Source organism: Acinetobacter sp. ANC 4216, assembly GCF_004331195.1.
Lineage (GTDB): Bacteria > Pseudomonadota > Gammaproteobacteria > Pseudomonadales > Moraxellaceae > Acinetobacter > Acinetobacter kookii.
The window spans coordinates 71,390-96,845 of sequence record NZ_SJOC01000008.1 but is presented as its reverse complement, the minus strand read 5'-3'; the positions used below and the strand labels follow the sequence as shown (position 1 = coordinate 96,845).

At 47.1% G+C, this 25,456-nt stretch carries 25 protein-coding genes; 18 read left to right on the top strand and 7 right to left on the bottom strand.

The window, feature by feature from the left end; genetic code table 11:
• Positions 1–49: 49 nt before the first annotated feature.
• Complete coding sequence (locus tag E0H88_RS08125; protein ID WP_131273784.1) at positions 50–1,228, top strand: acetyl-CoA C-acetyltransferase; 1,179 nt, start codon at positions 50–52, stop codon at positions 1,226–1,228.
• Between the two features lie 80 nt (positions 1,229–1,308).
• Here E0H88_RS08125 and E0H88_RS08120 read toward each other — a convergent pair whose 3' ends face one another.
• Positions 1,309–2,886, bottom strand: coding sequence for a Na/Pi cotransporter family protein (locus E0H88_RS08120; protein WP_131273783.1), 1,578 nt, complete (start codon positions 2,884–2,886; stop codon positions 1,309–1,311).
• A gap of 305 nt (positions 2,887–3,191) precedes the next feature.
• Between E0H88_RS08120 and E0H88_RS08115 the strand changes: the two genes are divergently transcribed.
• On the top strand, positions 3,192–3,443 hold the full coding sequence (locus E0H88_RS08115) for a TIGR03643 family protein (RefSeq protein ID WP_409976742.1): 252 nt from the start codon (positions 3,192–3,194) through the stop codon (positions 3,441–3,443).
• Here E0H88_RS08115 and E0H88_RS08110 read toward each other — a convergent pair.
• On the bottom strand, positions 3,440–3,592 hold the full coding sequence (locus tag E0H88_RS08110) for a DUF2256 domain-containing protein (protein ID WP_131273782.1): 153 nt from the start codon (positions 3,590–3,592) through the stop codon (positions 3,440–3,442). The genes E0H88_RS08115 and E0H88_RS08110 overlap by 4 nt on opposite strands.
• Before the next feature lie 3 nt (positions 3,593–3,595).
• The gene (locus E0H88_RS08105; RefSeq protein ID WP_131273781.1) at positions 3,596–5,119 is read right to left on the bottom strand and encodes a cryptochrome/photolyase family protein; all 1,524 of its coding nucleotides are present in this window, start codon (positions 5,117–5,119) and stop codon (positions 3,596–3,598) included.
• 384 nt (positions 5,120–5,503) lie between these two features.
• On the opposite strand from E0H88_RS08105, the gene nudC reads away from it, so the two are divergent.
• The 9 genes from nudC (at position 5,504) to E0H88_RS08060 (ending at position 14,630) form a co-directional block, all read left to right on the top strand.
• Positions 5,504–6,277 carry an NAD(+) diphosphatase gene (gene nudC, locus E0H88_RS08100; RefSeq protein WP_171458676.1) on the top strand — a complete coding sequence of 258 codons (774 nt, stop codon included), beginning with the start codon at positions 5,504–5,506 and terminating at the stop codon, positions 6,275–6,277.
• Between the two features lie 169 nt (positions 6,278–6,446).
• Positions 6,447–6,995, top strand: coding sequence for a lipocalin family protein (locus E0H88_RS08095; RefSeq protein WP_131273780.1), 549 nt, complete (start codon positions 6,447–6,449; stop codon positions 6,993–6,995).
• Positions 6,996–7,130: 135 nt separating this feature from the next.
• Complete coding sequence (locus tag E0H88_RS08090; RefSeq protein WP_131273779.1) at positions 7,131–8,117, top strand: acyl-CoA desaturase; 987 nt, start codon at positions 7,131–7,133, stop codon at positions 8,115–8,117.
• On the top strand, positions 8,114–9,406 hold the full coding sequence (locus E0H88_RS08085) for an NAD(P)/FAD-dependent oxidoreductase (RefSeq protein WP_111885229.1): 1,293 nt from the start codon (positions 8,114–8,116) through the stop codon (positions 9,404–9,406). Before E0H88_RS08090 ends, E0H88_RS08085 begins: the two co-directional genes overlap by 4 nt.
• Entirely contained in the window at positions 9,406–10,200 is a 795-nt protein-coding gene (locus E0H88_RS08080; protein WP_111885228.1) for a DUF1365 domain-containing protein, read from the top strand. Before E0H88_RS08085 ends, E0H88_RS08080 begins: the two co-directional genes overlap by 1 nt.
• Positions 10,197–11,393, top strand: coding sequence for an SAM-dependent methyltransferase (locus tag E0H88_RS08075; protein WP_086197547.1), 1,197 nt, complete (start codon positions 10,197–10,199; stop codon positions 11,391–11,393). Before E0H88_RS08080 ends, E0H88_RS08075 begins: the two co-directional genes overlap by 4 nt.
• A 25-nt stretch (positions 11,394–11,418) precedes the next feature.
• On the top strand, positions 11,419–12,198 hold the full coding sequence (locus tag E0H88_RS08070; RefSeq protein ID WP_131273778.1) for a DUF1295 domain-containing protein: 780 nt from the start codon (positions 11,419–11,421) through the stop codon (positions 12,196–12,198).
• Between the two features lie 8 nt (positions 12,199–12,206).
• Entirely contained in the window at positions 12,207–13,256 is a 1,050-nt protein-coding gene (locus E0H88_RS08065; protein ID WP_131273777.1) for an SAM-dependent methyltransferase, read from the top strand.
• 39 nt (positions 13,257–13,295) lie between these two features.
• Positions 13,296–14,630 carry a sensor histidine kinase gene (locus E0H88_RS08060; RefSeq protein WP_131273776.1) on the top strand — a complete coding sequence of 445 codons (1,335 nt, stop codon included), beginning with the start codon at positions 13,296–13,298 and terminating at the stop codon, positions 14,628–14,630.
• Between the two features lie 5 nt (positions 14,631–14,635).
• On the opposite strand, the gene E0H88_RS08055 is transcribed toward E0H88_RS08060, so the two are convergent.
• Genes E0H88_RS08055 through E0H88_RS08045 form a run of 3 tightly spaced genes read right to left on the bottom strand, consistent with a single transcriptional unit; the run spans position 14,636 to position 16,382 of the window.
• Positions 14,636–15,322, bottom strand: coding sequence for a response regulator transcription factor (locus tag E0H88_RS08055; protein WP_131273775.1), 687 nt, complete (start codon positions 15,320–15,322; stop codon positions 14,636–14,638).
• Positions 15,323–15,333: 11 nt separating this feature from the next.
• Complete coding sequence (locus E0H88_RS08050; protein WP_092819531.1) at positions 15,334–15,834, bottom strand: chalcone isomerase family protein; 501 nt, start codon at positions 15,832–15,834, stop codon at positions 15,334–15,336.
• Positions 15,810–16,382: a nuclear transport factor 2-like protein gene (locus E0H88_RS08045; RefSeq protein ID WP_171458678.1), complete on the bottom strand. Its 573-nt coding sequence runs from the start codon at positions 16,380–16,382 to the stop codon at positions 15,810–15,812. The genes E0H88_RS08050 and E0H88_RS08045 overlap by 25 nt, the downstream gene beginning before the upstream one ends.
• Positions 16,383–16,774: 392 nt before the next feature.
• Between E0H88_RS08045 and E0H88_RS08040 the strand changes: the two genes are divergently transcribed.
• Positions 16,775–17,662 carry a diguanylate cyclase gene (locus tag E0H88_RS08040; protein ID WP_165493302.1) on the top strand — a complete coding sequence of 296 codons (888 nt, stop codon included), beginning with the start codon at positions 16,775–16,777 and terminating at the stop codon, positions 17,660–17,662.
• 465 nt (positions 17,663–18,127) lie between these two features.
• Here E0H88_RS08040 and pcaU read toward each other — a convergent pair whose 3' ends face one another.
• Positions 18,128–18,952, bottom strand: coding sequence for an IclR family transcriptional regulator PcaU (gene pcaU / locus E0H88_RS08035; protein WP_454494841.1), 825 nt, complete (start codon positions 18,950–18,952; stop codon positions 18,128–18,130).
• 281 nt (positions 18,953–19,233) lie between these two features.
• Between pcaU and E0H88_RS08030 the strand changes: the two genes are divergently transcribed.
• From E0H88_RS08030 to pcaK, 6 genes are all read left to right on the top strand, one after another.
• The gene (locus E0H88_RS08030; RefSeq protein ID WP_131273773.1) at positions 19,234–19,914 is read left to right on the top strand and encodes a 3-oxoacid CoA-transferase subunit A; all 681 of its coding nucleotides are present in this window, start codon (positions 19,234–19,236) and stop codon (positions 19,912–19,914) included.
• Positions 19,915–19,927: 13 nt separating this feature from the next.
• Positions 19,928–20,581, top strand: a complete 654-nt coding sequence (locus E0H88_RS08025; RefSeq protein WP_131273772.1) for a 3-oxoacid CoA-transferase subunit B — start codon at positions 19,928–19,930, stop codon at positions 20,579–20,581.
• An 88-nt stretch (positions 20,582–20,669) separates the two neighbouring features.
• A complete protein-coding gene (pcaF, locus tag E0H88_RS08020; protein WP_131273771.1) occupies positions 20,670–21,875 on the top strand; it encodes a 3-oxoadipyl-CoA thiolase in 1,206 nt (401 codons plus the stop codon).
• Positions 21,876–21,909: 34 nt separating this feature from the next.
• Positions 21,910–23,265, top strand: a complete 1,356-nt coding sequence (locus E0H88_RS08015) for a 3-carboxy-cis,cis-muconate cycloisomerase (RefSeq protein WP_131273770.1) — start codon at positions 21,910–21,912, stop codon at positions 23,263–23,265.
• A gap of 8 nt (positions 23,266–23,273) precedes the next feature.
• A complete protein-coding gene (gene pcaD, locus E0H88_RS08010; protein ID WP_171458677.1) occupies positions 23,274–24,050 on the top strand; it encodes a 3-oxoadipate enol-lactonase in 777 nt (258 codons plus the stop codon).
• A gap of 41 nt (positions 24,051–24,091) precedes the next feature.
• Complete coding sequence (gene pcaK, locus E0H88_RS08005; protein WP_131273768.1) at positions 24,092–25,447, top strand: 4-hydroxybenzoate transporter PcaK; 1,356 nt, start codon at positions 24,092–24,094, stop codon at positions 25,445–25,447.
• Positions 25,448–25,456: the final 9 nt, after the last annotated feature.

Sequence of the window (25,456 nt, the reverse complement as noted above, 5' to 3'; positions counted from 1 at the left end):
ATGGGGGCAGGAGTATCCAGCAAGACCTAAGGTAAAAATGGAAAATAAAATGAAAGAAGTTGTAATTGTTGCTGCAAAACGTACTGCGATTGGAAGTTTTTTGGGTGGCCTGGCCAGCGTCAGTGCACCACAGTTAGGAAAGGTAGTGATTGCTGCGGTATTGGACGCTGCCGGAATACAGCCAGAACAGGTAGATCAGGTCATTATGGGGAATGTGTTGACTGCAGGTGTGGGACAAAATCCGGCACGTCAGGCGGCAATTGCTGCGGGTATTCCTGTTTCAGTACCCGCTTCGACCTTGAATGTGGTGTGTGGTTCGGGACTGCGCGCTGTGCATCTGGCCGCACAGGCCATTGCCACTGGTGAGGCCGATATTGTCGTGGCAGGTGGTCAGGAGTCGATGTCACAAAGTGCCCATATTATCCAGATGCGTAACGGACAGAAGATGGGCAATGCGCAATTGGTGGACAGCATGGTCTATGATGGTCTGACCGATGTGTATAACCAGTATCACATGGGAATGACCGCCGAGAATATTGTGGAAAAACTGTCGATTAGCCGTGAAGATCAGGATGCTTTGGCACTATCATCTCAGCAGCGTGCAGCCAAAGCACAGGCGGAAGGGAAATTTGACGCAGAAATTGTGCCGGTTCAAGTGCCACAACGTAAAGGTGATCCGTTCGTTTTTGACCGTGATGAATATATCAAAGCCGAGACTACTGAACAGAGCCTAGCCATGCTGCGCCCAGCCTTTAAAAAGGATGGGACGGTGACTGCAGGTAATGCATCGGGGATTAATGATGGTGCAGCAGCCGTATTGATGATGAGTGCCGATAAAGCAGCAGAGCTCGGTTTACAGCCACTCGCAAAAATTAAAGCTTATAGCATGTCGGGTATTGAACCGGAATTGATGGGACTTGGTCCAGTAAATGCTGTGAGAAAGACCCTGGAAAAAGCAAGCTGGTCTTTGGAAGAGATTGATCTGATAGAAGCCAATGAAGCCTTTGCCGCACAAGCTTTAGGGGTTGCGAAAGAACTGGGCCTGAATATGGACAAGGTCAATGTCAACGGCGGTGCCATTGCCTTAGGCCATCCGATTGGAGCCTCAGGCTGCCGAATTCTAGTCACGCTGTTACATGAAATGCAACGCAGTGAAAAGAAAAAAGGACTGGCGACCTTATGTATTGGTGGTGGAATGGGCGTTGCATTAGCAGTTGAGCGGCCTTAAACATTATTTCTGATTGCGAGAAACTTTGTTGCATAAAGATTTTCAAACCTACATATAAAAGCAGAGGGCGGCTTTCGATGTTAACGTTCGGCCAGCACCTTGGATAATCTTTTGGTATGGGCGATTAATCGGTCGAGCCAGCGTTTTGCAGCCAGTAGTTTTAAACTTCTGGCTGCACTCAACCGGTTCAATGTGGCATATTGCATCACTTCCTCACGTAAGGCAGCACGATGCTCATCGCTCCACTGTTTAAGATTGGCGACTTCCTGCTTGAAATTTTCAATCTTTTCAGCATTTTCTAAAAAATCCGGACGGGTAACATAATGCTCGAGAAGATTTAAAAAATCTAAAGCCACTTGATAAATCTGGGGTTGGGTGCGAATAGCCAGTGCATAGGGAACACCTTCCAGATCACTACGCAGAACCCGAATATAAACCATCATGCGTAATAAAGAGGTCAAGCGCTGTTTATCTTGTTGATACTCTGGCACCACAATTTTCTCTAAATAAAATTCAAGATGCTCGATTTCATCATCTAATTGCGGTAATTCTTTTGGGCTCAAATTGACCCCATCCTGAAAAGCACGACGTAATATCTCAAACATCTGCATCAGGATTTGATAGGCAACTTTTTCTGCAGCAATGATGGCCACGCTTGGCATCTCCAGATTGGATTCATCCAGAATTTCGAGCACACCGGACTTTTTCTGAGGCAAAAACTTGCATATGAGCTGATTAAAGGGATGGATCAAGGGCATAAAAATACATGCGCCCAGCAGGCTAAACAGGGTATGGAATGCCGCCACAATCACGACATCATCCCATGCCGCAATATATTGAACATGACGGTAGGCCCAGTTCAATAAGGGAATCAGCAAAAAGAAAGCAAATACGGCACTGATGAGGTTAAAAATCACATGCACCGCTGCAGTCCGTTTGGCATTTACTGAGCCGCCAATCACGGCCAGTACTGCAGTGGCAACTGTCCCGATATTTTGCCCGATCACCAGGAACAAGGCCTGCTGCAGGTCAATCGCACTACTGGCTAAAGCAGCCAAAGTCGCGGTAATGGCGGCACTGGAAGACTGCAGCAACACCGTCATGATCAGTCCGATCCAGACCAGAAACAGCTTCTGTCCAAATGAATCATAGTGAAAAATGGACAAATCAACTTGTTGAGCAAGACCTGACATCGCAAACTGTAATTGCTCAATCCCAAAGAAAATCAGGCCAAAACCTGCAAGCACAAAACCGGATAATGCCAAACGGCCATGCGTTAACAATTTGAGCAACGCGCCTACAGCAATCATGGGTAAGGCAAAAGTGGCGATAGAAAACTTCACCCCCAGCAAAGCCACCATCCAGCCGGTACTGGTTGTTCCGATATTGGCGCCAATAATCACTCCAATCGCCTGGGTAAAACTCAATACTCCAGCTCCGACAAAACCGATCGTCGCAAGTGTGGTGGCTGTAGAGGACTGGACAATCAGGGTCAGGCCAATACCGGAACAGAGTGATTTCAACGGCGTTCCGGTAAATTTGGTCAACCATACCCTTAAGGTTTCACCAGCCATATCTTTTAGGCTGTCGGTCATTAAAATCATGCCAATCAAGAACAAACCAATCCCGCCACAGAGCTGAGCAATAATTTCGAGCACAATTTCCCCAAGGTGTTTTTTAGCATCAGCATACCGTCTGCTACAGGGGATGTCATTAACATCGACCTGGGGTATAGGCTTTGGTAGTAGGTGCTTGGAGCACAGGTTGATCCCGAAAGCCATACAGGACTAAAAGAAAATAGAATCCCTAAAAATCACAAAATATTCATCTCCAGTTTTTTATGATTAGGATGAATTTGGCCAGTTTCATCTGACCAAGACACGCAGAGAGATAAATTTAAATCTTATCTCTTAAATTTTATTTAAAGAATGAAAACAATCAGGGGCCTGTGGTGCGTCGAGTAATTGAATATGTGGGAGCGGACCTATCACGGATTATTGAAATGGCTTGGGAAGATCGAACCCCATTTGAAGCCATTCAACGTGAATTCGGTTTGAATGAAGCGGCGGTAATCCGCTTGATGCGGCAAAATATGAAACCCAGTAGCTTTAAAATGTGGCGTGAACGCGTGACTGGTCGAAAAACCAAGCATCTGCAGCTGCGTTCACCCGATGTGATCCGGGCCTATTGTTCACGGCAATACAAGCGTTTCTAAGCGTTTGATTTTGGCCGCCGTCTGGACTCACGTTTACATCGTTCAGAACAGTATCGTACTTCCTCCCAGCAGCGTTGCCATTTTTTGCGCCAGGTAAAAGGGCGTAAGCAGTGGATACATATTTTTTCAGGGAGATGCTGTTTTTTCATCGTTTATAACTCATCAATCCGGCTAAGAAGCTGCTGGGCATGGCTAATGATCTGCTGCCGATCTTTAAGTTTATCCAGCTGCCGATAGATCATACCCATACGTGGATGGGTACGGAATTTCACCTCGTGCCGGATCATGAAATACCAGTACAGGCTGTTGAACGGACAGCTGTCTGGCTCGGTACGGGTTTTGACATTGTAGCTACAGTGTTTGCAGTAATCTGACATCTTATGGATGTAATTGCCCGAAGCGGCATAGGGTTTGCTGGCCATCAAGCCGCCATCGGCATGCATCACCATGCCCAGCGTATTCGGCAGTTCTACCCATGCATAGGCATCGGCATAGACTGCCAGATACCACTCGCTGATCTGCTGCGGGTCTATACCAGTTAATAAGGCAAAATTGCCAGTCACCATCAAACGCTGGATATGATGTGCATAGGCATGCTGAAAGGTATTACCGAAACACTCCGCCATACAGTTCATCCGGGTACGGCCAGTCCAGTAAAATTGTGGCAGCGGTGCTGAGTGCTGTAGTGCATTGCGGCTGGCATATTCCGGCATGTACAGCCAGTAAATTCCGCGGACATATTCGCGCCAGCCGAGAATCTGCCGGATAAAACCTTCCACTGCATTCAGTGGTGCATGACCGGCATGGTAGGCAGCTTCTGCCGCATTACAGACTTCTCGGGGCAGCAGCAGTCCACAGTTCAGATAAGGCGAGAGCAGACTGTGAAACAGCATGTCTGCGTCCTGAACCATGGCATCCTGATAATCGCCAAAATGCGGCAAACTGTGGGCAATGAAATGCTCCAATGCAAGCAGGGCATTGCTGCGTGTGGTGGCCCAGCGGAAATCGCTAAGGCTTCCGGGGTGACGGGAAAACTCGCGTTCAACCAGTTCCAGTACATCCAGATCAATCTGATCGCGTTCAAAATGGAGTGCTGGAGGCAATGGCGGACTGCCTGACCAGGCCTTGCGATTGGCACTGTCATAGTTCCACTGTTGTCCAAGCGGCTGTTGTCCTTGCATCAAGTAGCCGGTCTGCTTGCGCATTTCCCGATAAAAATATTCCATGCGCAGCGTCTGGTAACGGCTGGCCCAGTGCCGGAACTGCTCCGGACTGCAGAAAAAACGCTCATCATTCAGGCACTGTACCGGCAGTTGCAGCTGCTGGCTCCAGTGCTGTTCAATCTGCTGCTGCAGGCGGTATTCTCCGCATTGGGTCATGACCAGTTCTGTGACGGGGAACAGCTGTTGCTGTACCTGCACAAAATCCAGCAGGCTACGAATCGGACTGCCGGATTGAAAAGCATGGTAACGTACACGCCAGCCTTCTGCCTTGAGCTCTTTGGCAAAATGACGCATGGCGCTAAAAATCAGGGCAATTTTCTGCGGATGATGGGCGACATACGTGGCTTCCTCAACCACTTCGGCCATCAGGATCACATCCCGGGTACGATCCAGCGCTTTGAGCGTAGCAAGCTGATGATGAAGCTGGTCACCCAGAATTAAACCGAAACGCATAGCCCTTCCAGACCCGATCAAAGATAGCCTAGTCTAAAGCCAGACAGTTCAATTTTTTGTGAAAATACAGATCAGTCCGCATGTTCAGTCAATTCAGCCCGACCAGATGATCTGCTGACATTGCACAGGAATCATGATTGCTGCAATAACAGAGAGTTCATCTCTATAATGCTACAGCCAGTTGGTGAAACTCGCTTCGCATTATTCCTGAATACATAATTGTTGTGAAAATTATGTGATTTTAATCAAAAAGATACAAATTATTATGGTTGTAATTCAGGCAGCGTGCGCCTAGTATCTAAAGAGAAGTTACTCTATGTAAGCTTCCTTAGTTTTGTCCCATACATCCCTCTGTATGGGATTTTTTTTAATCAGGGGATGGTCATGAGCATGCATTCAAAAGCCTATATTTTCAGACAGCAGCAATTACTGGTGGATGAGCATTTTCAGTTACCGCAGGTCGCAAGACTGCAGCATGATCTGGACCTCTCGGAAAATGGCGAGATCATTGCACGTGATCTGAAAGAAGACGAACCGGTGCCGGAAGGTTATCAACTGGTCCCGATCCGGCAACTGGTGCAAGTCTGGAGCAGACCGCAGTTTGAACAGGCCAGCCGTGCAGTACAGTTACTGGAATGGCGCCGTAATCACCGCTTTTGCAGTAAATGCGGTCACGCCACCCAGCAGCACGCCAGCCAGTATGCCATGCTCTGTCCATCTTGTGGCTATAACCAGTATCCCCGGGTGAATCCCTGTGTGATTACCATCATTACCCGGGGTACAGATGAAATTCTGCTGGCAAAAAATGCACGCAATAAAACTCAGATGTACAGCCTGATTGCCGGATTTGTCGAAGTGGGCGAAACCCTGGAGGAGGCGGTACGCCGTGAGACGATGGAAGAAGTGGGGCTACAGATCAAAAATATTCAATATCTGGCCAGTCAGCCATGGCCGTTTCCCAGCAACCTGATGATGGCTTTCAAGGCGGAATATCATGCAGGGGACATCCAGATTCAGGAAAATGAACTCAGCGATGCGCAGTTTTTCAAATTTGATCAGTTACCCGAAATTCCGTTCAAGGGCAGTATCGCCTATGCCATGATTCAGCATGTGATGCATGGAACGCCTGTTGCAGATGACAGCAAAGAGTGGCTTTGAAACAGCAATCCTGTTTGGGGCTCTCAAATAAACTGCGCTAACGCACTGGGTCCTGAATATTCAGATGGCATTTCCTGACCAATAGACCCTGAATCGCAGCATTTGATCTTCACACTTTGTTCACATCTAGCTGGGTTATCTTAAGGTTGTAATTAAACAAGGCTAAAAAATGAACATTCTATTCAAGTCTGTTTTTGCAGCGACGGTACTGGTCATCATCAGCTTAAGTACCACGACCCGAGCAGAAACTGCTGCGCCTCAGGCAGTCGATCAGGTGGATATCCAGCAGTATGCAGGCAAGTGGTATGAAATTGCGCATTTACCGATGTATTTTCAGCGTAAATGCGTCTCGGATATCACGGCGCAATATCGCCTCAATGCCGATCAGACCATGCGGGTCTTGAATAGTTGCCGGATTGGCAACGGTGAGATGATCAGCTCTGAAGGAGTTGCCTATCCGCAAAATGCGGGCAACAGCAAACTGAAGGTCAGTTTTTTGCCGCAAGGCTTAAGATGGATTCCGTTTACCAAAGGTCATTACTGGGTATTACGAGTGGATCCGGAATATAAAGTGGCGCTGGTGGGTGGACCGAGTAATAAATATCTGTGGATTTTATCGCGTGAACCGCAACTCGATGAAGCCACCTATCAGTCCTATCTGGAAACCGCAAAACATTATGGTTATGACGTGACAAAATTGATCAAATTGCCGCATTAATCTGTTACCCTTTTGCCGAACTGCCTAGTCTCTCTACAGTTCGGCTTTTTTTATTTACTTCACATAAAATTCATATCTGACTGATTACACTCATCAAATAGAATAAAGACAATCGCTTGAAAATAGGATGAGTCCATGTTGAACAGTCTGATGCGATGGATAGACAGCTGGTCTACACCCACAGCGCCCGAAACACTGACGGCTGAAAACAGCAAGATTCAGTGGCTCCGGATTTTGCCATTTATTCTGTTGCATCTGGCCTGTCTCGCCGTGTTCTGGGTGGGGGTGTCACGGTTTGCGCTGGGCTTTATGCTGGCGTTCTACCTGATCCGTATGTTTTCCATCACCGCTTTTTTTCATCGTTATCTGTCACATAAAACTTTTCAGACTTCGCGTCCGGTACAGTTTCTGTTTGTGCTGATGGGTACCATGAGCGCACAGCGTGGTCCGCTCTGGTGGGCGGCGCATCACCGCTATCACCATCGCTATACCGATACCTTGCAAGACCCGCATTCCTCGACGCATGGTTTTTGGTACAGCCACATCGGCTGGTTCTTAAACGAATATAACTTTGCCACGCGTAAAGAAGTCATTAAAGACTGGCTGAAATATCCGGAACTGATCTGGCTGGACCGTTTCAGCTTAATCGTGGTGCTGCTGACCGCGGGCGGGATTTATGCGCTAGGGGAATGGCTGGCCATCACCTGGCCGCAACTCGGCACTTCCGGCCTGCAATTGTTGGTCTGGGGCTTTGTGGTCTCCACCGTGTTACTGATCCATGCCACCTTGTGTATCAATTCACTGGCGCATCATTACGGCAGCCGGGATTTTGACACTGAAGATCAAAGCCGCAACAACTTATTCCTGTCCATTATTACCTTGGGCGAAGGCTGGCATAACAACCATCACTACTATGCTGGCAGTACTCGGCAAGGCTTTTACTGGTGGCAGATTGATATCACCTATTATCTGCTGAAACTCATGTCCTGGCTCGGACTGGTCTGGGGAATCAAGCCGATTCCGGCAAGGGTCTATCAAGTCAGTAAAATTGCTCAGGCCAGAAAACAGAAAAAAGCCGCTACGACAGGCACTCACAAAATTCAATCGAAGGAATCACCATGAAAATTGCAATTATTGGTTCAGGTATTTCCGGTCTGTATGCTGCCTGGAAACTCAGCAAAGTGCATGAGGTCACGGTCTTTGAAAAGAATAACTACTTCGGCGGTCATACCGATACCCATCAGCTCAATATAGACGGTGAACAGGTCGCGGTGGATAGCGGCTTTATTGTGTTTAATGAGCATAACTATCCGCTGTTCTGCGCCATGCTGAAAGAACTTGGAATTCAATCACAAAGCAGTGACATGGGCTTTTCGGTGAATAATCAGGTCAGCGGCTTACAGTACAATCCTTCAAAAAAATTCTCCCTGCTTTTCCGCCCACAAAATTTTCTGAATGCTGATTTTCGCGCGATGTTGTCGGATCTGTTCCGTTTCTATGCCGCCAATAAAGATCTGGATGTGGAACAAGTCGATGCACAGCTCAGTATTGATGAGTATCTGAATCAGCATGGCTATTCCCAAGCCTTCCGTCAGGAACATCTTTATCCGATGTGCGGGGCGCTGTGGTCCTGTCCGGTGGAACAAGCCGGACAAATTCCCTATAAGTTTGTGGTGAGCTTTTTCCAGCATCATCGCATGTTACAACTGAAAGACCGACCGTTATGGCTCACAGTCAAGGGTGGATCGGCTCGCTACGTTCGTGCGATTCAGTCCCAGGCCAATATTATCTTCCGCAAGACCGGCGTTCTACATGTCTCGCGGAGTGCCAATGATGTGCTGGTTGAAACAACACAGGGCAGCGAACGTTTTGACTGGGTCGTATTTGCCAGCCATGCTGATGACAGCCTGAAGTTACTGAAAGACCCGTCCGCGCAGGAGTTGGACGTACTGAGCAAGTTCCGCTATCAGGATAACCGCATGGTGGTGCATTCTGATACCCGCATCATGCCAAAATCCAGACGCCAATGGGCCAGCTGGCATGTGCATGTGACCCCGAGTCAGGCCACCGAACAGACCCCATTCCAGCACAGTGGTATGCACTATGGTTTCAGTTACTGGATGAACCAGCTGCAAAACCTGCAATGCAAAACCCAGGTCTTTGCCACCCTGAATCCTAATTTTGCCCTGGATCCTAAAAAAGTCTGGGTAGAACGGCATTACCGTCATCCGGTGTTTGATGCCCCGGCGATTGAAGCACAACAACGCTGGGCCGAGGTCAATACTCAGAACCGCACCTCCTACTGTGGCGCTTACTGGGGCTGGGGCTTTCATGAGGATGGGGCACGTAGCGCTTCATGGGTAGTCGATCAGCTATTGCAGCAGACCGAGCAGGCAGCTAGGAGCGCATGATGCAGATGTATCCACTGGCGATCGCCGCTGCCGAAATCCGGCATCGCCGTTACCTGCCCAAAGCCCATGCTTTTGAGAGCCAACTGACCTATCTCTGGTTTGATCCGGATCAACTCTCAAGCTTTACCCAAAAATCCTGGCTCTGGTCTTCCAGACACTGGAATTTCCTGACCCTGGATGAGCGGGATTTTCTGACCATGGAATGTGGTTCGATTCGGCAGAAGGTCGCACGCCTGCTGATCAAGCGGGAAAACTACCTATTACCGCATGCCGCGTCTATCCGGGTTCTGGCCTTGCCACGCACACTCGGCTTTCGCTTTAATTCTGTGGTGTTTTATCTGGTCTTTGATGCCACCGACCAATTGCTCTTTGTACTGAGTGAAATTACCAATACACCGTGGAATGAACGTCAGGTCTATATCCATGACTGCCGGCACAATGCAACTGAATATGCGCCGTACCAGAGTCACCAGTTTGATTTTAAAAAGGCCTTTCATGTATCACCGTTCATGCCGATGGTACTGGATTACCGCTGGCGCTTCAGCTTCTCTGATCAGCAGAACGTGATTCATATGCAGCTGTTTCAGCAGGGCGTGCTGCAATTTGATGCCACCCTGAAATTTTCTCTGCAGGCCATCACGGTTCCTTCACAGCAGTATCGCTATGCTGTGTTGAAAGTTCTTGAACCCTTCAGGATGGTCAGCGGAATTTATCTGCATGCCTTCCGTTTATGGAAAAAGAAAATTCCGTTTTACCGACATCCTAAAAAAGAAAAAGGAAACACATTGCGATGAAAACACTGTTAATGGGAGAGCAAAGCACACTGCCAGTGATATTGCGTCATTTGCTGAAATTGCGGCATGGTCAGCTGATTTTTAAAGGCGTCTGGAACGGGACAGTCGGCGAAAACAGTGATCTGCAGGCCGTGATTCAGGTGCATGATACCCGTCTGATGGAACTGTTGTTCCGTAATGGTGTGCTTGGTGCGGCAGAAGGTTTTATCCGCGGTTACTGGAGCAGTGAAGATCTGGTGGATGTGATCCGCATTTTGGCACGTAACCGCGATGTACTGGACCGGATGAATCAGAATGCAGTGGCCAAGGCCAGCCAGTTGCTGTTAAAGGCTTGGTACAAATCGCGCAAGAATTCGATTGATGGCAGCCGCAAAAATATTGCCGAGCATTACGACCTGAGCAATGACTTTTTCAAGCTGTTCCTGGATAGCAGCATGATGTATTCCAGTGCGGTATTTAAAGAGCCGGGTATGAGTCTGGAACAGGCTTCGGATTATAAAAAAGAGCTGATCTGCCAGAAACTCAAGCTGAAACCGATGGATCATTTAGTCGAAATTGGCAGTGGCTGGGGCGGTTTTGCCATTTATGCCGCGCAGCAGTATGGTTGTAAAGTCACCACCATCACCATTTCCAAGGCACAGTATGATGAAGCCGTGGCCCGGGTCGCTGCAGCCGGACTATCACATCGCGTCACTGTCCAGCTGAAAGATTACCGTCTACTGGAAGGCAAATACGACAAGCTGGTGTCGATTGAAATGATCGAGGCAGTAGGTGAGCAGTATTTGCCGACCTATTTCCGTAAATGCCGTGAATTGCTAAAACCGAACGGTTTGGCCCTGATTCAGGCCATTACCATTGAAGATGCACGCTATGCCAAAGCCCTGAATACCGTGGACTATATCAAGCGCTATATTTTCCCGGGCAGTTTTATTCCCTGTATTAGTGTCATGACCCAAGCCGCTTCCGAACAAAAACTGCGTCTCAAGCATCTGGAAGATATCGGTCAGAGCTATGCCCAAACCCTAAACTGCTGGCGTCAGCGTTTTCTGGAGCAGCGTGATCAGGTGCTGCAACTCGGCTTTGATGAGCGCTTTATCCGCATGTGGGATTTTTATCTGTGTTATTGCGAAGGTGGCTTCCGCGAAGGCGTGATCAGTGATGTGCATCTGCTGTTCGAAGCCAGTGCTTATTAAGCCGAGATAAAACAGGAGGGCTGACATGCTGCTGAATTTACTGGTGCTGAATGTCTTTATCATGTTCTGTAGCTGGCTGCTGGTGACCTATAACCAGCGTGCCGGACTGGTCGATGTGGCCTGGAGCTTTGGTATTGCACTCAACGTCATTATCTCGGCCTGGGTCATGGAAACTGCACCGCTGCTGGTTCGGGTTTTTCTGGGCGTGTTTAGCGGCATCTGGTTTTTACGCCTGACCTGGCATCTACTGCGCCGTTATGCCAATGAAACTGCAGAAGATACCCGTTATGCCAATATGCGCCGGGCCATGGGCGATTATCAGCATCTCGGTTTTCTGGCCTTTTTTATGTTTCAGGCCGGTCTGGTGGTGCTGTTTTCCTATCCGATGCTTGAGCTACTGAGCATTCCAATCCAGCAGTGGAATGACTGGACACAGGCTACGGTATTTGTGGCAGGCATGATCATGCTGCTGGCCCTGATGGGGGAAAGCACGGCCGACCAGCAACTCTACCGTTTCAAACTGAATCCACAAAACCAAGGCAAAACCCTGGACCAAGGCTTATGGAGATATTCACGCCATCCAAACTATTTCTTTGAATGGCTGCACTGGTTTGCCTATCCAATCCTCGGTCTGGCGGCAGGTGTTTATGAATTATGGCTGTATCCACTGTTGATGTGGCTGTTTCTGTACTACATCACCGGTATTCCCTTTAGTGAACAACAGGCGCTGACACATCGCGGCGACAACTATAAAGACTATCAACGACGAACTTCAATGTTTATTCCGTGGCCACCCAAAGAGTAGGTAAATACATGGACTTTATGATTCAACAATCTTTAAAACTGGTCGAGAGTGGCAAACTGCCCGATCCGGTGATTCGGGCCGGCATTCGTACTTTAAGCAAAAAACGTCTGGCACAGGAAGGACGCTTCGACCCGGCACTGGCTGCCGAGCGTTATATGGATGTGCTGCATATGCTGAAAAACAGCGAGATTGCCATCGAGACCGATAAAGCTAATGAACAGCATTATGAGCTGCCCACCGCATTTTTCCAGGCGGTGCTGGGCAAGCGTCTGAAATACAGCGCCAGCCTGTTTGAACACGCGCATACCACGCTGGATCAGGCGGAAGAAGCCGCGCTGGCCAGCTATTGCCAGCGTGCACAGCTGCAGGATGGACAGGATATTCTGGAAATAGGCTGTGGCTGGGGTTCTTTCAGTCTGTACATGGCCGAGCACTATCCCAAGGCTCGCATTACCGTGGTGTCGAATTCCTCGACCCAGCGCCAGTATATTCAGGAACAGGCGCGTCTGAAAAAACTGGATAACCTGACGGTGATGACCTGCGACGTTAATGTACTGCAACTGGAAGCTGCTGCTTTTGACCGTGTGGTTTCGGTGGAAATGTTTGAACATGTACGTAATTACCAGAAACTGTTTGAAAATATCAGCAGCTGGCTGAAAGCAGATGGCTTGCTGTGGTGCCATATTTTCTGTCACCATTTCCTGCATTATCCGTTTGAAGTGAAAAATGAATTTGACTGGATGTCAAAATATTTCTTTAGTGGCGGTCTGATGCCTGCAGCCTCAACCTTCCTGCATTTCCAGCAGCATTTGCGGCTGGAACAGCACTGGCAATGGGCCGGCACCCAATATGAACGCACCGCAAATGCCTGGCTGGAGAATATGGACCAAAAGCAGGTCGAGCTACAGCCCCTGTTTGAACAGACCTATGGTGCAGATGCGGCAATCTGGTGGCAGCGCTGGCGAATTTTCTTTATGGCCTGTGCCGAACTGTTTGGTTATGACCATGGACGTGAATGGGTGATCGGCCACTTTCTGTTTAAGAAAAAAGTCATATAATTGAACTATGAATCGGATGGGCCAGCGGGGAATAGACCAATGTTAAGGCTGTTTAGGGACAAACGCGATCATCCTTTGGGTGAGGTGTTTAACCGCTACTACTGGCTGCAAATCGGATTCATTGCCCTGTCTGTGGTGATCGGGATTGCCTGTAGTGCCTGGGTAATCAAGGGTTCCTTGCTCAGAACTGCGCTGGAACAGGAAATGTCACACTACTGGCAGCGGCTGGAACGTAATCCAGCTGCTGAACTGCCCGACACCAAAAACCTGTATGGTTACCGCTGGAACGATGTGCCGCCGGTCCAATTTCGCCACATGCAGCTTGAGCAAGGGGTGAACCGGCATTTTGTCGATGGCAAGGAGCGCATGACCGTTTATGGTGAAAAAGACGGACAGCATGTGCTGCTGGTGTTTGGCGAAAGCAACGTCAACAAGCTGGTCTGGCTGTTTGGTCTAGCACCGCTGATGGTCAGCCTGTTTGTGCTGTATAGTGTGCTGTGGTGGTGGAACCGCCGTGCGCGGCGCTATTTTTCCCCCATTACCCGCCTGGCCAATGCACTGGAGCATATTGACTGGGAACACCAAAAAAATCAGGCTTCGCCGTTTCAGGACATCCGTACCGACTCCAATCTGGAAGCGGAATATCTGAAACAGGCGCTGGAAAAATACCATCAGGTGCTTAGTGAGTTTATTCATCGTGAACGCGAATTTACCGGTGATGTCAGCCATGAACTGCGCACGCCACTGACCATTTTAAAGGGCAATGTGCAGCTGTGTCAGGCACGCTATGGCGACAACAAGTCCTTTACCCGCCTGCATAATACCATTGAGGACATGCAGCTATTGGTCGATACTTTGCTGGCGATTGCCCGCAATACTACTAATACCTTAACCGCTGAACCGACCATGCTTTCAGAATGTCTGGACAATCTGGTGCAGGATCTGGACAGTGTCAGTCATAACAAAGGCATGCAGATTGAGCTGCAAAAAGACCTCGATGAACAGCCGCGTAAACTTTATCCGTCGATGACCAAAATGGTTTTTGGCAATATTCTGCGCAATGCACTGAACTATTCACAGGGCACAGAAATTGATGTGATTCTGCAAAAAAATAAAGTGCTGATTGCTGACAATGGGGTCGGCATTCCTTTACCAAATAACGCCAAAGTCCAGGAGCTTTCCGGGCAGCAGCTGCAACTGGAAATCAAGGGACATGGCATTGGCCTGCAACTGGTACAGAAGCTGTGCAAGCAGTTGGGCTGGCGGGTGGAGCTGTTTGACCGGCAGTATTATCTCGGCACCCATCAGGATGTCGATCTGGCGATGACCACCGGACTGATTGTGGTGGTGTATTTAAACGAGGTTTCCGCCTGAACAGTTTAAGGCTCTAAAGCAATCTTTAAACCGACACCGGATATAGTATGAATCAGCTTCTGCTCAAAAGGCTTGTCGACCATCTTACGCAGATTATAGATATGACTGCGTAAAGCATCACTTTCCGGCTCTTCATCGCCCCAAAGCTCCATCATGATTTCCTGTTTGGTCAGCACTTTAGGTGAATGGCGCATCAGCAATTTTAGCAGTTTAAACTGAATTGGAGGCAGCTCAATGCTCTGACCAGCCCGGGTCAACTGCTGTCTGGCCGGGTCCAGAACCAAATCGTGAATTTGCAGACGGCTACTAGAAACTTCACCCAGCGAACGCTTGATCAGGGCTCTGACCCGCACCACCAGCTCGTTAAAGTCAAAGGGCTTGACCAGGTAATCATCCGTGCCGGAATTGAAGCCTTTGAGCTTGTCATCCAGGGTATCCCGAGCGGTCAGCATCAACACCGGCAGGTCTAGACCTTCTTCATGACGCAGCCATTCACACAGTTCATAACCGGAACCGTCCGGCAGGTTAATATCCAGCAGCAAGATGTGATAACGCTGCTGTTTCAGTAACTGGCGCGCAGCATTCAGATTCCGTGCATGATCCACCACAAAATCATGTTCTTCCAGAAACTCGCATAAGGTAGAGGCTAGTTCATAATGGTCTTCAACCATCAGGATAAAATGTTTGGACATAGTCGCGGATACTAATTTAATAATTGCTGTTTTAATTTAGCACTAAATGGCTGGGGACCAAGCCATATATTAAAATATTGCTGGGCCAGCGGATGCTGCAGCTGTCCTAAATTTTTCCGGTTCAGGGATAAACTCAAGGTTTGCGTGGCATGTGTATATTTCAAGCGGTACAGGTCACCCGATCTGACCGGACGATACAAATCGCTGATCGGCTTGAAAATGGCTTGGATGTTAGGATCCTTGACGTTACGCTTGAGCAGATGCGTGGCGGCACGCTTGAATGCCCATTCCGGAATATTCTGGGTATAGGCAAAGTCCATCTGGATGGTCTGCTCTTGCCAGGACTGGCTACAGTTTTGGGCAAAATAACTGGCCATACCGACCTGTTTTTGACCCACCATCAGCGGGCCATTGCCACATTGATTCAAGCTTTGGGCCTGCGCCCATGGACTGAAGCTACATCCCATCAGTAACGCCGTGCTAACCGCTAATTTTTGAAAGGCAGTAGCCATGAATAGACCCCTCCGACATAAGGCAGGGAACGGTACAGGCCATTGGCCGGGTCCCAGAAATCCTGCTGGAAAATAATCTTGTTGTCCGCGTTGACCTTAATTTCACTGATGCCAAAAGAATCCATGCTGCGGGTTGTGCCGAACATTTTAAAATCATAGGCCATATGCCAGTGCACATAGGCAGAATCCTGATGATAAGAGGTGTTTAACAGCTTGACACTGACATTGCTGACCCGTTTGTTCATGCCCTGAAAATGCTGGACCAGATTTTGCTTGGATGAAAACTGCGACAGGGTATCGTTAATGAACAGCTGGTCTGCATACAGCGAGCCGGCTCGTTCCACAAAGGCCGGTGTGCCCAAAGTATTAAATGCTGAGGTAAACCGGGTGCCAATATCCAGCGCTTTTTCCTCATCCAGGGCTACGCCCTGAACAGCGCTTCTGGATTTTGCATAATCGGCTGAATAACTGGGAATACTTTGACATCCGGCCAAAGATAGTAGCGGTAAGGACAAGGCTGCTGCCATTATTTTCTTAACATGTTTCATCATCACTGTCCGTCTTAAATTCATGTATTCACTCTAGATAAAGAGTCGTGAACAGAATGTGAAGAGGAAAGTTGTTTAGAATAGGGAGGTTTCAGTTCCTGCGTTTAACAAAGATGGGCTTAAAAATAATGCATCATTGCGCATGATGAAAGAGAACCCAAAATGGCGCTGTACGTTCTGCTATCGGTGGATTGAGTCCATTTATTCATGTTCGGATTTGCACTTTTTCACATCGATCTTATCTTAAATTAAGCTTAATAAAAGACCACAAATCAAGTAAAATAAAAGTTAGATCAATACTTTATGGGATACTTGCCGACAAGAAATTTTAAATGCTGTAAATGACCTGTTGTTCAACCTATTCCATACACATATTTGAGATACGCTTTTCTATGGATCAATTACATCCCACTAAAAATTCTCAAAATGCAGCACTGATCGAAATAGACGAGGGCATTCGGCTACATATCGCCTGGGCGCAAAAAGTATTTCAATATCTCGTTTTAAAAACACCTGCCAAGCCACAATTTTCCGCGAAAGAAAGCCATTTATTGTGTCATTTTGGCAAATGGTTTCAATCCAATCGCGCCAAGTTTGAAAAAATCAATCCTGATAAAACCCAGGAACTGGAGCAGGCGCATTATTTTGTGCATCATCATTTGCATCATATATTTTCCAGGCTCAGTGACAATCAATCCGTAGAGGCAGTCTTAGTCAGTCAATATCAAAAAAGCCAGAGTGATCTACTGGAACTGCTGATTTATTTTAGAACCCAGTTTATTACCCAGTCATTGCAGTATGATCCTTTAACCGGTTTAGCTTTAAGATATGGAATGGAAAATCAATTCAGTGCCTTGCGTCAGAGTGCTGAAAAAAACCAGAAAATATTGGCAGTCGGTTTACTGGATTTAGATCATTTTAAAGTGGTCAATGATCAATATGGACATCAGGCAGGTGATGAGGTTCTTGCCCATACGGCGCAGATCCTGCGTGATTCCCTTCGAGATACGGACAACATTTTTCGCTTTGGCGGCGAGGAATTTTTAATCTTTCTGGAAGTGGACAATGCCGATTCCCTGCATGAGATTATCGACAGAATTTTTCAGTCACTGCATAGCAATCCGACCCGACTAAAAAGTGGTGAAATGATCTATATTACCGCCACGGTCGGTATTATCCACGTCGAGGCTGATGAAAGCATGGAAAAAGCCATTGCAAGAGCAGACCAGGCGATGTATTCAGGAAAACAGCAGGGACGAGACCGGGCGGTCTTTGCCTGACCAGATATTTTGCAGGTTGCTTGTTGCTGGGTGTCGCATCCATAGATATAGCGAAGTTACGCTAAGCAGGCTTGCCGGTGATAAAATTTTTCCCATTTATAACAAAAGGGTTACGATTAATTAGAATTAAATCAAAATAGGGTGGTAAACCTGATTGATCCATTACGTTTTTGGGGAATTATGACGGGCTTTTGTAATCATGTTTTCTATTTTTTATTTAGCTGATTACTTAGGAATAATAAAGTTGGTTGATTACTTGAGAGATAAATGATTGATAAGAAGCAAAGAGTAGTTTTTATTTGGCAAGGAATGCTTGTTGGTTTCTTATTGGGTTCGGGTTTAGTTATGGCAGTATTAAATAAATTTACGGAATTAGTCCGACCTCATACCTAAATTGTCACTTAAACCTGAGTAGACTCGGGTAGCTATAATCTTTAAATCTTTGTGCAACAAAGCCTTGATAAATTATAAAATATTACGCAGTTCTCGAGCTGTTTCTTGGAGTAAAGGTAGAATATTTTGAACCAAATATTCCTTGGTTGTTCGCATGGTGGGGGAGACAATATTTAAGGCTGCGATCACTTTAGACCTATGGTCATAAATAGGAACAGCAAGCGCATGCACACCTAGCTCATGTTCTTCACATGAATAACACCAGTCAAATTCCTTGATCTCATGTAAAAGTTCTAGAAACTCCTCATTTTCAGTATGCGTATATTTGGTTAATCGTTGTAAAGGATACTTCTCTAGCCATTCAAGCTGTTCATTTAATTCTAAATGTGCCAATAGAATTTTTCCTGCAGAAGTTGCATGTGCGGGCAAACGATTACCAAGATGCAGGCCATAAGGATTAACTCGGTCGGTTTGTTGATGGGCTGCACTGCGAGCAATTGTAATAGCCTCATATCCATCCAGTACCATAACTGAAAAGATCAAAGATGTCTGATTGGTCAACAAATTGAGTAAAGGTTGAGAAATTTTAGGAAGCTGAGCACCCCCAAGATAAGAACCTGAAAATTTTAAAATTTTAGGGGTTAGGTAGAAATAATGACCATCAGATTCTAAATAACCTAAATATTCAAGGGTAAGCAAGTGACGCCGTGCAGCAGCTCGTGTCATGCCTGTTCGTTCTGCTGCCATAGAAATATTTAAACGATGTCGGTCAGTACCAAAGCTGTCCAGAATCGCCATACCTTTACTGATACCGGCCACAAAATCTTCATGTCGAATGGTTTTTTTATTGTCTTTATTTAGAAGTAGCTTTTCAGTTTTGCTCAATTTCTCATTCATACTTAATATCCTGCATATTTTTTGTTTCTCTCTTAGTTTTTACTATAGCGTGAAATCAGACTAAAAAAATCAGGTTTTGTGCGATAGTCAATAAAGTTGTTCGATAATCGAACGAAAACTAAGCTTACCAACTAGCCTAAAGCATAGAAATTATAAAAAATGAATATATAAGGAAATCGAACTAAAAAACTAGGGAATGTCGTTTTAGCTGAATCGTCCTCCAGTACAAGTTAGTTTTCCGCGCCTTTTCAAATTTGCATGATGCACAATGGAGTTATCTAATGATAGATAAAAGTGCGGCATCCCTCGAGGAAGTGCTCTCCCAAATCACCGACGGCTCAACCATCATGATTGGTGGTTTTGGTACAGCAGGACAACCTGCTGAACTAATTGATGGCTTAATTCAACTCGGCATTAAAGACCTTACTATCGTTAGCAATAATGCTGGTAATGGTGACTATGGTTTAGCCAAGCTACTCAAAGCCGGTGCCGTGAAAAAAGTCATCTGTTCGTTTCCACGTCAGTCCGACTCTTGGGTCTTCGATGAACTCTATCGTGCAGGCAAAATTGAGTTGGAACTGGTGCCTCAAGGCAATTTGGCCTGTCGTATTCAAGCTGCAGGTATGGGACTCGGGGCAGTGTTCACCCCTACAGGCTACGGCACTTTATTGGCCGAAGGCAAAGAAACCCGTCACATCGACGGTAAAGATTATGTACTGGAATATCCAATCAAAGCTGACTTTGCTTTGATTAAAGCCCAACAAGGCGACCGTTGGGGTAACTTGGTCTACCGCAAATCGGCACGTAACTTCGGCCCGATTATGGCCATGGCCGCAGATGTAACCATTGCACAAGTCTCTGAAGTGGTGGACTTGGGTGCTTTAGACCCTGAACACATCATTACCGCAGGTATTTTTGTTCAACACGTGGTGCAGGTTCAACCTGAACCTGTTGCTGTGTAATCGGGAGAACATCATGAGCTATCAAAAACTCAGCCGTAACCAAATTGCAGAACGTGTGGCACAAGATATTCCAGATGGTGCGTATGTCAATCTTGGGATTGGCTTACCGACCAAGATTGCCAGCTACCTGCCTTCAGACAAAGATGTGTTCTTACATTCTGAAAATGGACTGTTGGCTTTTGGCCCACCGCCAGTCGCAGGTGAAGAAGACCCTGAACTGATCAACGCAGGGAAAGAGTATGTGACCATGCTGCAAGGCGGTGCTTTTTTCCACCATGGCGATTCTTTTGCAATGATGCGTGGTGGTCACTTGGATATTGCAGTATTAGGTGCCTTCCAAGTGGCACCCAATGGTGACTTGGCCAACTGGCATACCGGTGCACCTGATGCGATTCCTGCAGTCGGTGGTGCAATGGACTTAGCGGTGGGTGCCAAGAAAGTTTTTATTACCACCGACCATGTGACCAAACAAGGTGAACCGAAGATCGTAGCTGAACTAAGCTATCCCGCGACAGGTTTGAAGTGTGTCGATCGTATTTATACCGATCTGTGTGTGATTGATGTCACCGCAGAGGGTTTAAAAGTGATTGAGAAAGTCGACGGTTTAAGCTTTGCAGAATTGCAGGCCATGACGGGTGCTCCGTTGGTAGATGCGACACAGGGATAATTAATTCCTCCCGACCTCCTTTTTAAAAGGGAGGAGTTTCCCCCTTGAGTAAAGGGGGATTTAGGGGGATTCCAAGGGAAAATAAAATATGAAAAATGCTTACATCATTGATGCCATCCGTACCCCATTCGGCCGTTATGCAGGTGGACTCGCTCCAGTACGTGCCGATGACTTAGGTGCAGTGCCAATTCAAGCCTTAATACAACGCAACCCAAGCGTGGATTGGAAACAGGTGGATGACGTGATCTATGGCTGCGCGAATCAAGCGGGTGAAGACAACCGCAATGTGGGCCGTATGTCTGCACTGCTTGCAGGCTTACCAGTTGAAGTTCCTGCCACGACAGTCAATCGCTTATGTGGCTCATCACTAGATGCCATTGCCATGGCAGCGCGTGCGATTAAAGCGGGTGAAGCCAACCTGATCATTGCAGGTGGTGTGGAAAGTATGTCTCGTGCACCCTTTGTCATGGGTAAATCAGAAACGGCTTATGGTCGTAGCCAAAAGATTGAAGATACCACTATGGGCTGGCGTTTTATCAATCCTAAGCTGAAAGCGATGTATGGTGTAGAGACCATGCCGCAGACTGCGGAGAACGTGGCACAACAATTTAATATTGATCGTGCAGATCAAGACCAGTTTGCCTTGACGAGTCAAAAGCGCACAGCAACCGCGCAAGCTCAAGGCTTTTTTAAACACGAGATCATCCCAGTGAGCATTGCTCAGCGTAAGGGGGATCCAATTGTGGTGGATACCGATGAACATCCGCGTGCATCGACCACACTCGAAGGTTTGGCGAAACTGAAGCCAGTCGTCACAGCAGAAGGCACCGTCACAGCGGGAAACGCGTCAGGCATCAATGACGGTGCTGCTGCTGTACTGATTGCATCAGAAGGCGCAGTTGAACAATACAACCTTAAACCGCGTGCCAAGATCATTGCCTCTACAGCGGTCGGGGTAGAACCGCGCATCATGGGCTTTGCACCTGCACCTGCCATCAAAAAGTTACTGAAACAAGCCAATCTGACATTAGAGCAGATGGATGTGATTGAGCTGAATGAAGCGTTTGCGGCACAAGCACTGGCCGTTACCCGTGACCTAGGTCTGGCTGACGATACGACTCAAGTGAATCCAAATGGCGGTGCGATTGCGATTGGTCATCCACTGGGTGCATCGGGCGCACGTTTAGTCACGACGGCATTAAACCAGTTAGAACAAACGGGTGGCACTTATGCCTTATGTTCAATGTGCATTGGTGTGGGTCAAGGCATTGCGCTGATTATTCAGCGTGTTTAATCGTATGAGCAAAGCGGATCAGGGAAAGACAAACATGAGCCAGTTATATGCCAGCTTATTTTACCAAACCGAAGTGACTGAAATTTTCAGTGATCGCGCTTTGGTGTCTTACATGATTGAGACGGAAGTTGCCTTGGCACAAGCACAGGCTCAGGTCGGCGTCATTCCAGAATCTGCCGCAACAGCAATTTTTCAAATTGCACAGACTGCGATTGATCAGTTTGATTTTGATGCTTTAGCTGTTGCTACAGGCTTGGCGGGCAATATTGCGATTCCTTTTGTGAAGCAATTAACTGCGATTGTAAAACAAAACGATGAAGATGCTGCACGTTATGTACATTGGGGTGCAACCAGTCAAGATATTTTAGATACTGCCTGCATTTTGCAATGCCGTGCGGCAATGACGCATGTTGAAACCTTAATTCAACAATGTTATCGCACAGCTTTGGCTCAAGCAGAACAGTATCGCTCACAAGTCATGATTGGGCGCACGTGGTTGCAGCAAGGTTTACCCATTACCTTAGGTCATAAATTAGCACGTTGGGCTTCGGCCTTTCATCGTGATTTGGCCCGTATTGAAGCCATGAAAACGCGTGTGTTTACTGCTCAATTGGGTGGTGCAGTCGGTTCATTGGCATCTTTGCAGCATCAAGGTACAGCCGTCGTTCAAGCCTTTGCAGCACAGTTACAACTTTCAGTTCCAAGCTGTACTTGGCATGGCGAGCGTGACCGTATTGTTGAAATCGCGAGCGTCTTAGCAATGGTGACAGGTAGCTTGGGCAAGATGGCACGTGACTGGTCTTTGATGATGCAAACTGAAATTGCTGAAGTGTTTGAGCCAACCGCAAAAGGTCGTGGTGGCTCATCCACTATGCCACATAAGCGCAATCCTGTCGCGGCGGCATCTGTATTGGCCGCAGCCAATCGTGTCCCTGTGTTGATGTCGAGTTTGTATCAAAGCATGGTGCAAGAACATGAGCGCAGTCTAGGGGGGTGGCATGCGGAATGGCTAGCATTGCCTGAAATTTTCCAACTCTGTGCTGGTGCTTTAGAGCGAACTTTGGATGTTTTACAAGGGATGCAAGTTAATGCAGAGAATATGCAGCGGAATTTGGAATGTACTCAAGGCTTGATTATGGCAGAAGCGGTGATGATGGCATTGGCGCCACACATCGGACGTTTACAGGCTCATCATTTGGTAGAGGACGCGTGTAAAACAGCTGTTGCAAAAGGCGTGCACTTAAGAGATGTGATTGCTGAATTGGATCAAGTTAAAGACTTATTTAGCGCAGCGCAGATTTCAGAAATTTTTAAACCCGAATCTTATCTTGGCAATATTCAAGACCAGATTGATGCGGTGTTGCAAGAAGCAAAAGGAGAGGCAAAGTGAATATCACGATGATCAATCGTCAAGGCAAGACTTTATCCGTTGCGATCAGTGGGCAAGACGATGCGCCTGTGATTGTATTTTCAAACTCATTGGGTACAGATAAAGGCATGTGGCAGCCACAAGTTGCTGCTTTTGAACAGCAGTTCAAAGTGGTGACTTATGACACGCGTGGCCATGGGCAAAGCGATGTGATTGAGCAGACCACTGTACAAAATCTTGCAGAAGATGTGATTGATATTCTTGATGGTTTAAACATTGAAAAAGCGCATTTTTGTGGAATTTCGATGGGCGGTATGACGGCTTTATGGCTCGGTATTCACCATGCGGATCGTTTTCATAGCATAACTGTTGCCAATTCAGCGGCCAAAATTTGGACCGAAGAAGGTTGGAATGCACGTGCAGATGCAGTGACAGCCAATGGCTTAGCAGATTTGGTCAAAACTACGCATACCCGTTGGTTCAGCGAACAGTTTGATTATCAACATGATGCTTTGGCACAGCGCACCATTCAGTCTTTAGCGACTACGCCAGCATTGGGTTATGCAGAATCTTGCCGTGCATTGGCTCAAGCAGATTTGAACAAAGAAATTCAACAGATTCAGATTCCAACTTTAGTGATTGCAGGTGCATTTGACCCAGTCACCACAGTGGCAGATGGCGTGTTTATGCAACAACAGATTAAAGATAGTGAACTCCTAGTGATTAATGCATCACATCTTTCCAATATCGAACAGCCTGAGTTGTTTAATCAAACCCTCAGTCAGTTTATTGGATCGATTCAATAGTTTAAGGATTTTAAAAGGACTTTCAGCCCAAGGAGGCAGGTATGGCGTCTCAGGAATACGCTACTCAAAAAACGAGTATAGACGCACAAGCACTGATTAATGATGCACCGATTAGCAAATATCAGTGGTTGATCGCAATTGTATGTTTTCTCATTGTTTTTGTTGACGGTATTGATACTGCGGCAATGGGTTTTATTGCTCCCGCTTTAGCACAAGACTGGGGGATAGACCGTTCGCAACTGGGTCCAGTCATGAGCGCGGCTTTAGGCGGCATGATTATTGGTGCTTTGGTGTCTGGTCCAACCGCTGACCGCTTTGGGCGCAAGATTGTTTTAAGTGTTTCGATGCTGATTTTTGGTGGTTTTACTCTGGCATCGGCATATGCAACTGACTTAAACACTTTAGTGGTACTGCGCTTTTTAACGGGTATTGGTTTGGGTGCTGCAATGCCGAATGCAACCACGCTATTTTCTGAATATTGCCCGCAGCGCTCACGCTCGTTACTCGTGACCTGCATGTTCTGTGGTTACAACTTAGGTATGGCGACAGGCGGTTTCATTAGCAGTTGGTTGATCCCAACCTTTGGTTGGCACAGCTTATTCTTATTGGGCGGTTGGTCTCCACTAATTTTGATGATCTTGGTGATTTTCTTCTTACCTGAATCGTATCGTTTCTTGATTGTGAAAGGTCGTGACAGTGAAAAAGTCCGCAAAATTTTGACGCGTATTGCACCGATGCAAGTACAGGGTGTGACCGAGTTTCATGTACCTGAAGAAAAAACTGAAGGTGCAGAGAAGAAAGGTGTGTTTGGCATGCTGTTCTCTCAGAAATATGTCAAAGGCACGGTTTTATTGTGGCTGACCTATTTCATGGGTTTGGTGATGATTTATCTACTCACCAGTTGGTTACCAACCTTAATGCGTGAAACTGGCGCAACCATGGAACGAGCTGCATTTATTGGTGGTTTATTCCAGTTTGGCGGTGTACTCAGTGCTTTATTTATTGGCTGGGCAATGGACCGTTTCAACCCGAACCGCATTATTGCAGGCTTCTACTTTGTCGCTGGGATCTTTGCCTTTGCCGTTGGTCAGAGCTTAGCAAATCCAACCTTACTTGCCATTTTAGTGCTTTGCGCTGGTGTTGCAATTAATGGTGCGCAGTCGGCAATGCCAGCACTGAGTGCGCGTTTTTACCCAACCCAATGCCGTGCAACAGGTGTGGCGTGGATGTCTGGGATTGGTCGTTTCGGTGCGGTATTTGGGGCTTGGATCGGCGCAGTTTTACTGGGCAATGACTGGTCGTTTACAGCTATTTTAAGTCTGCTGTTAATTCCAGCAACAGCAGCAGCAGTCGCTATTTTTGTTAAATCACTGGTCGCACATACCGATGCGACCTAATTGAGGTTT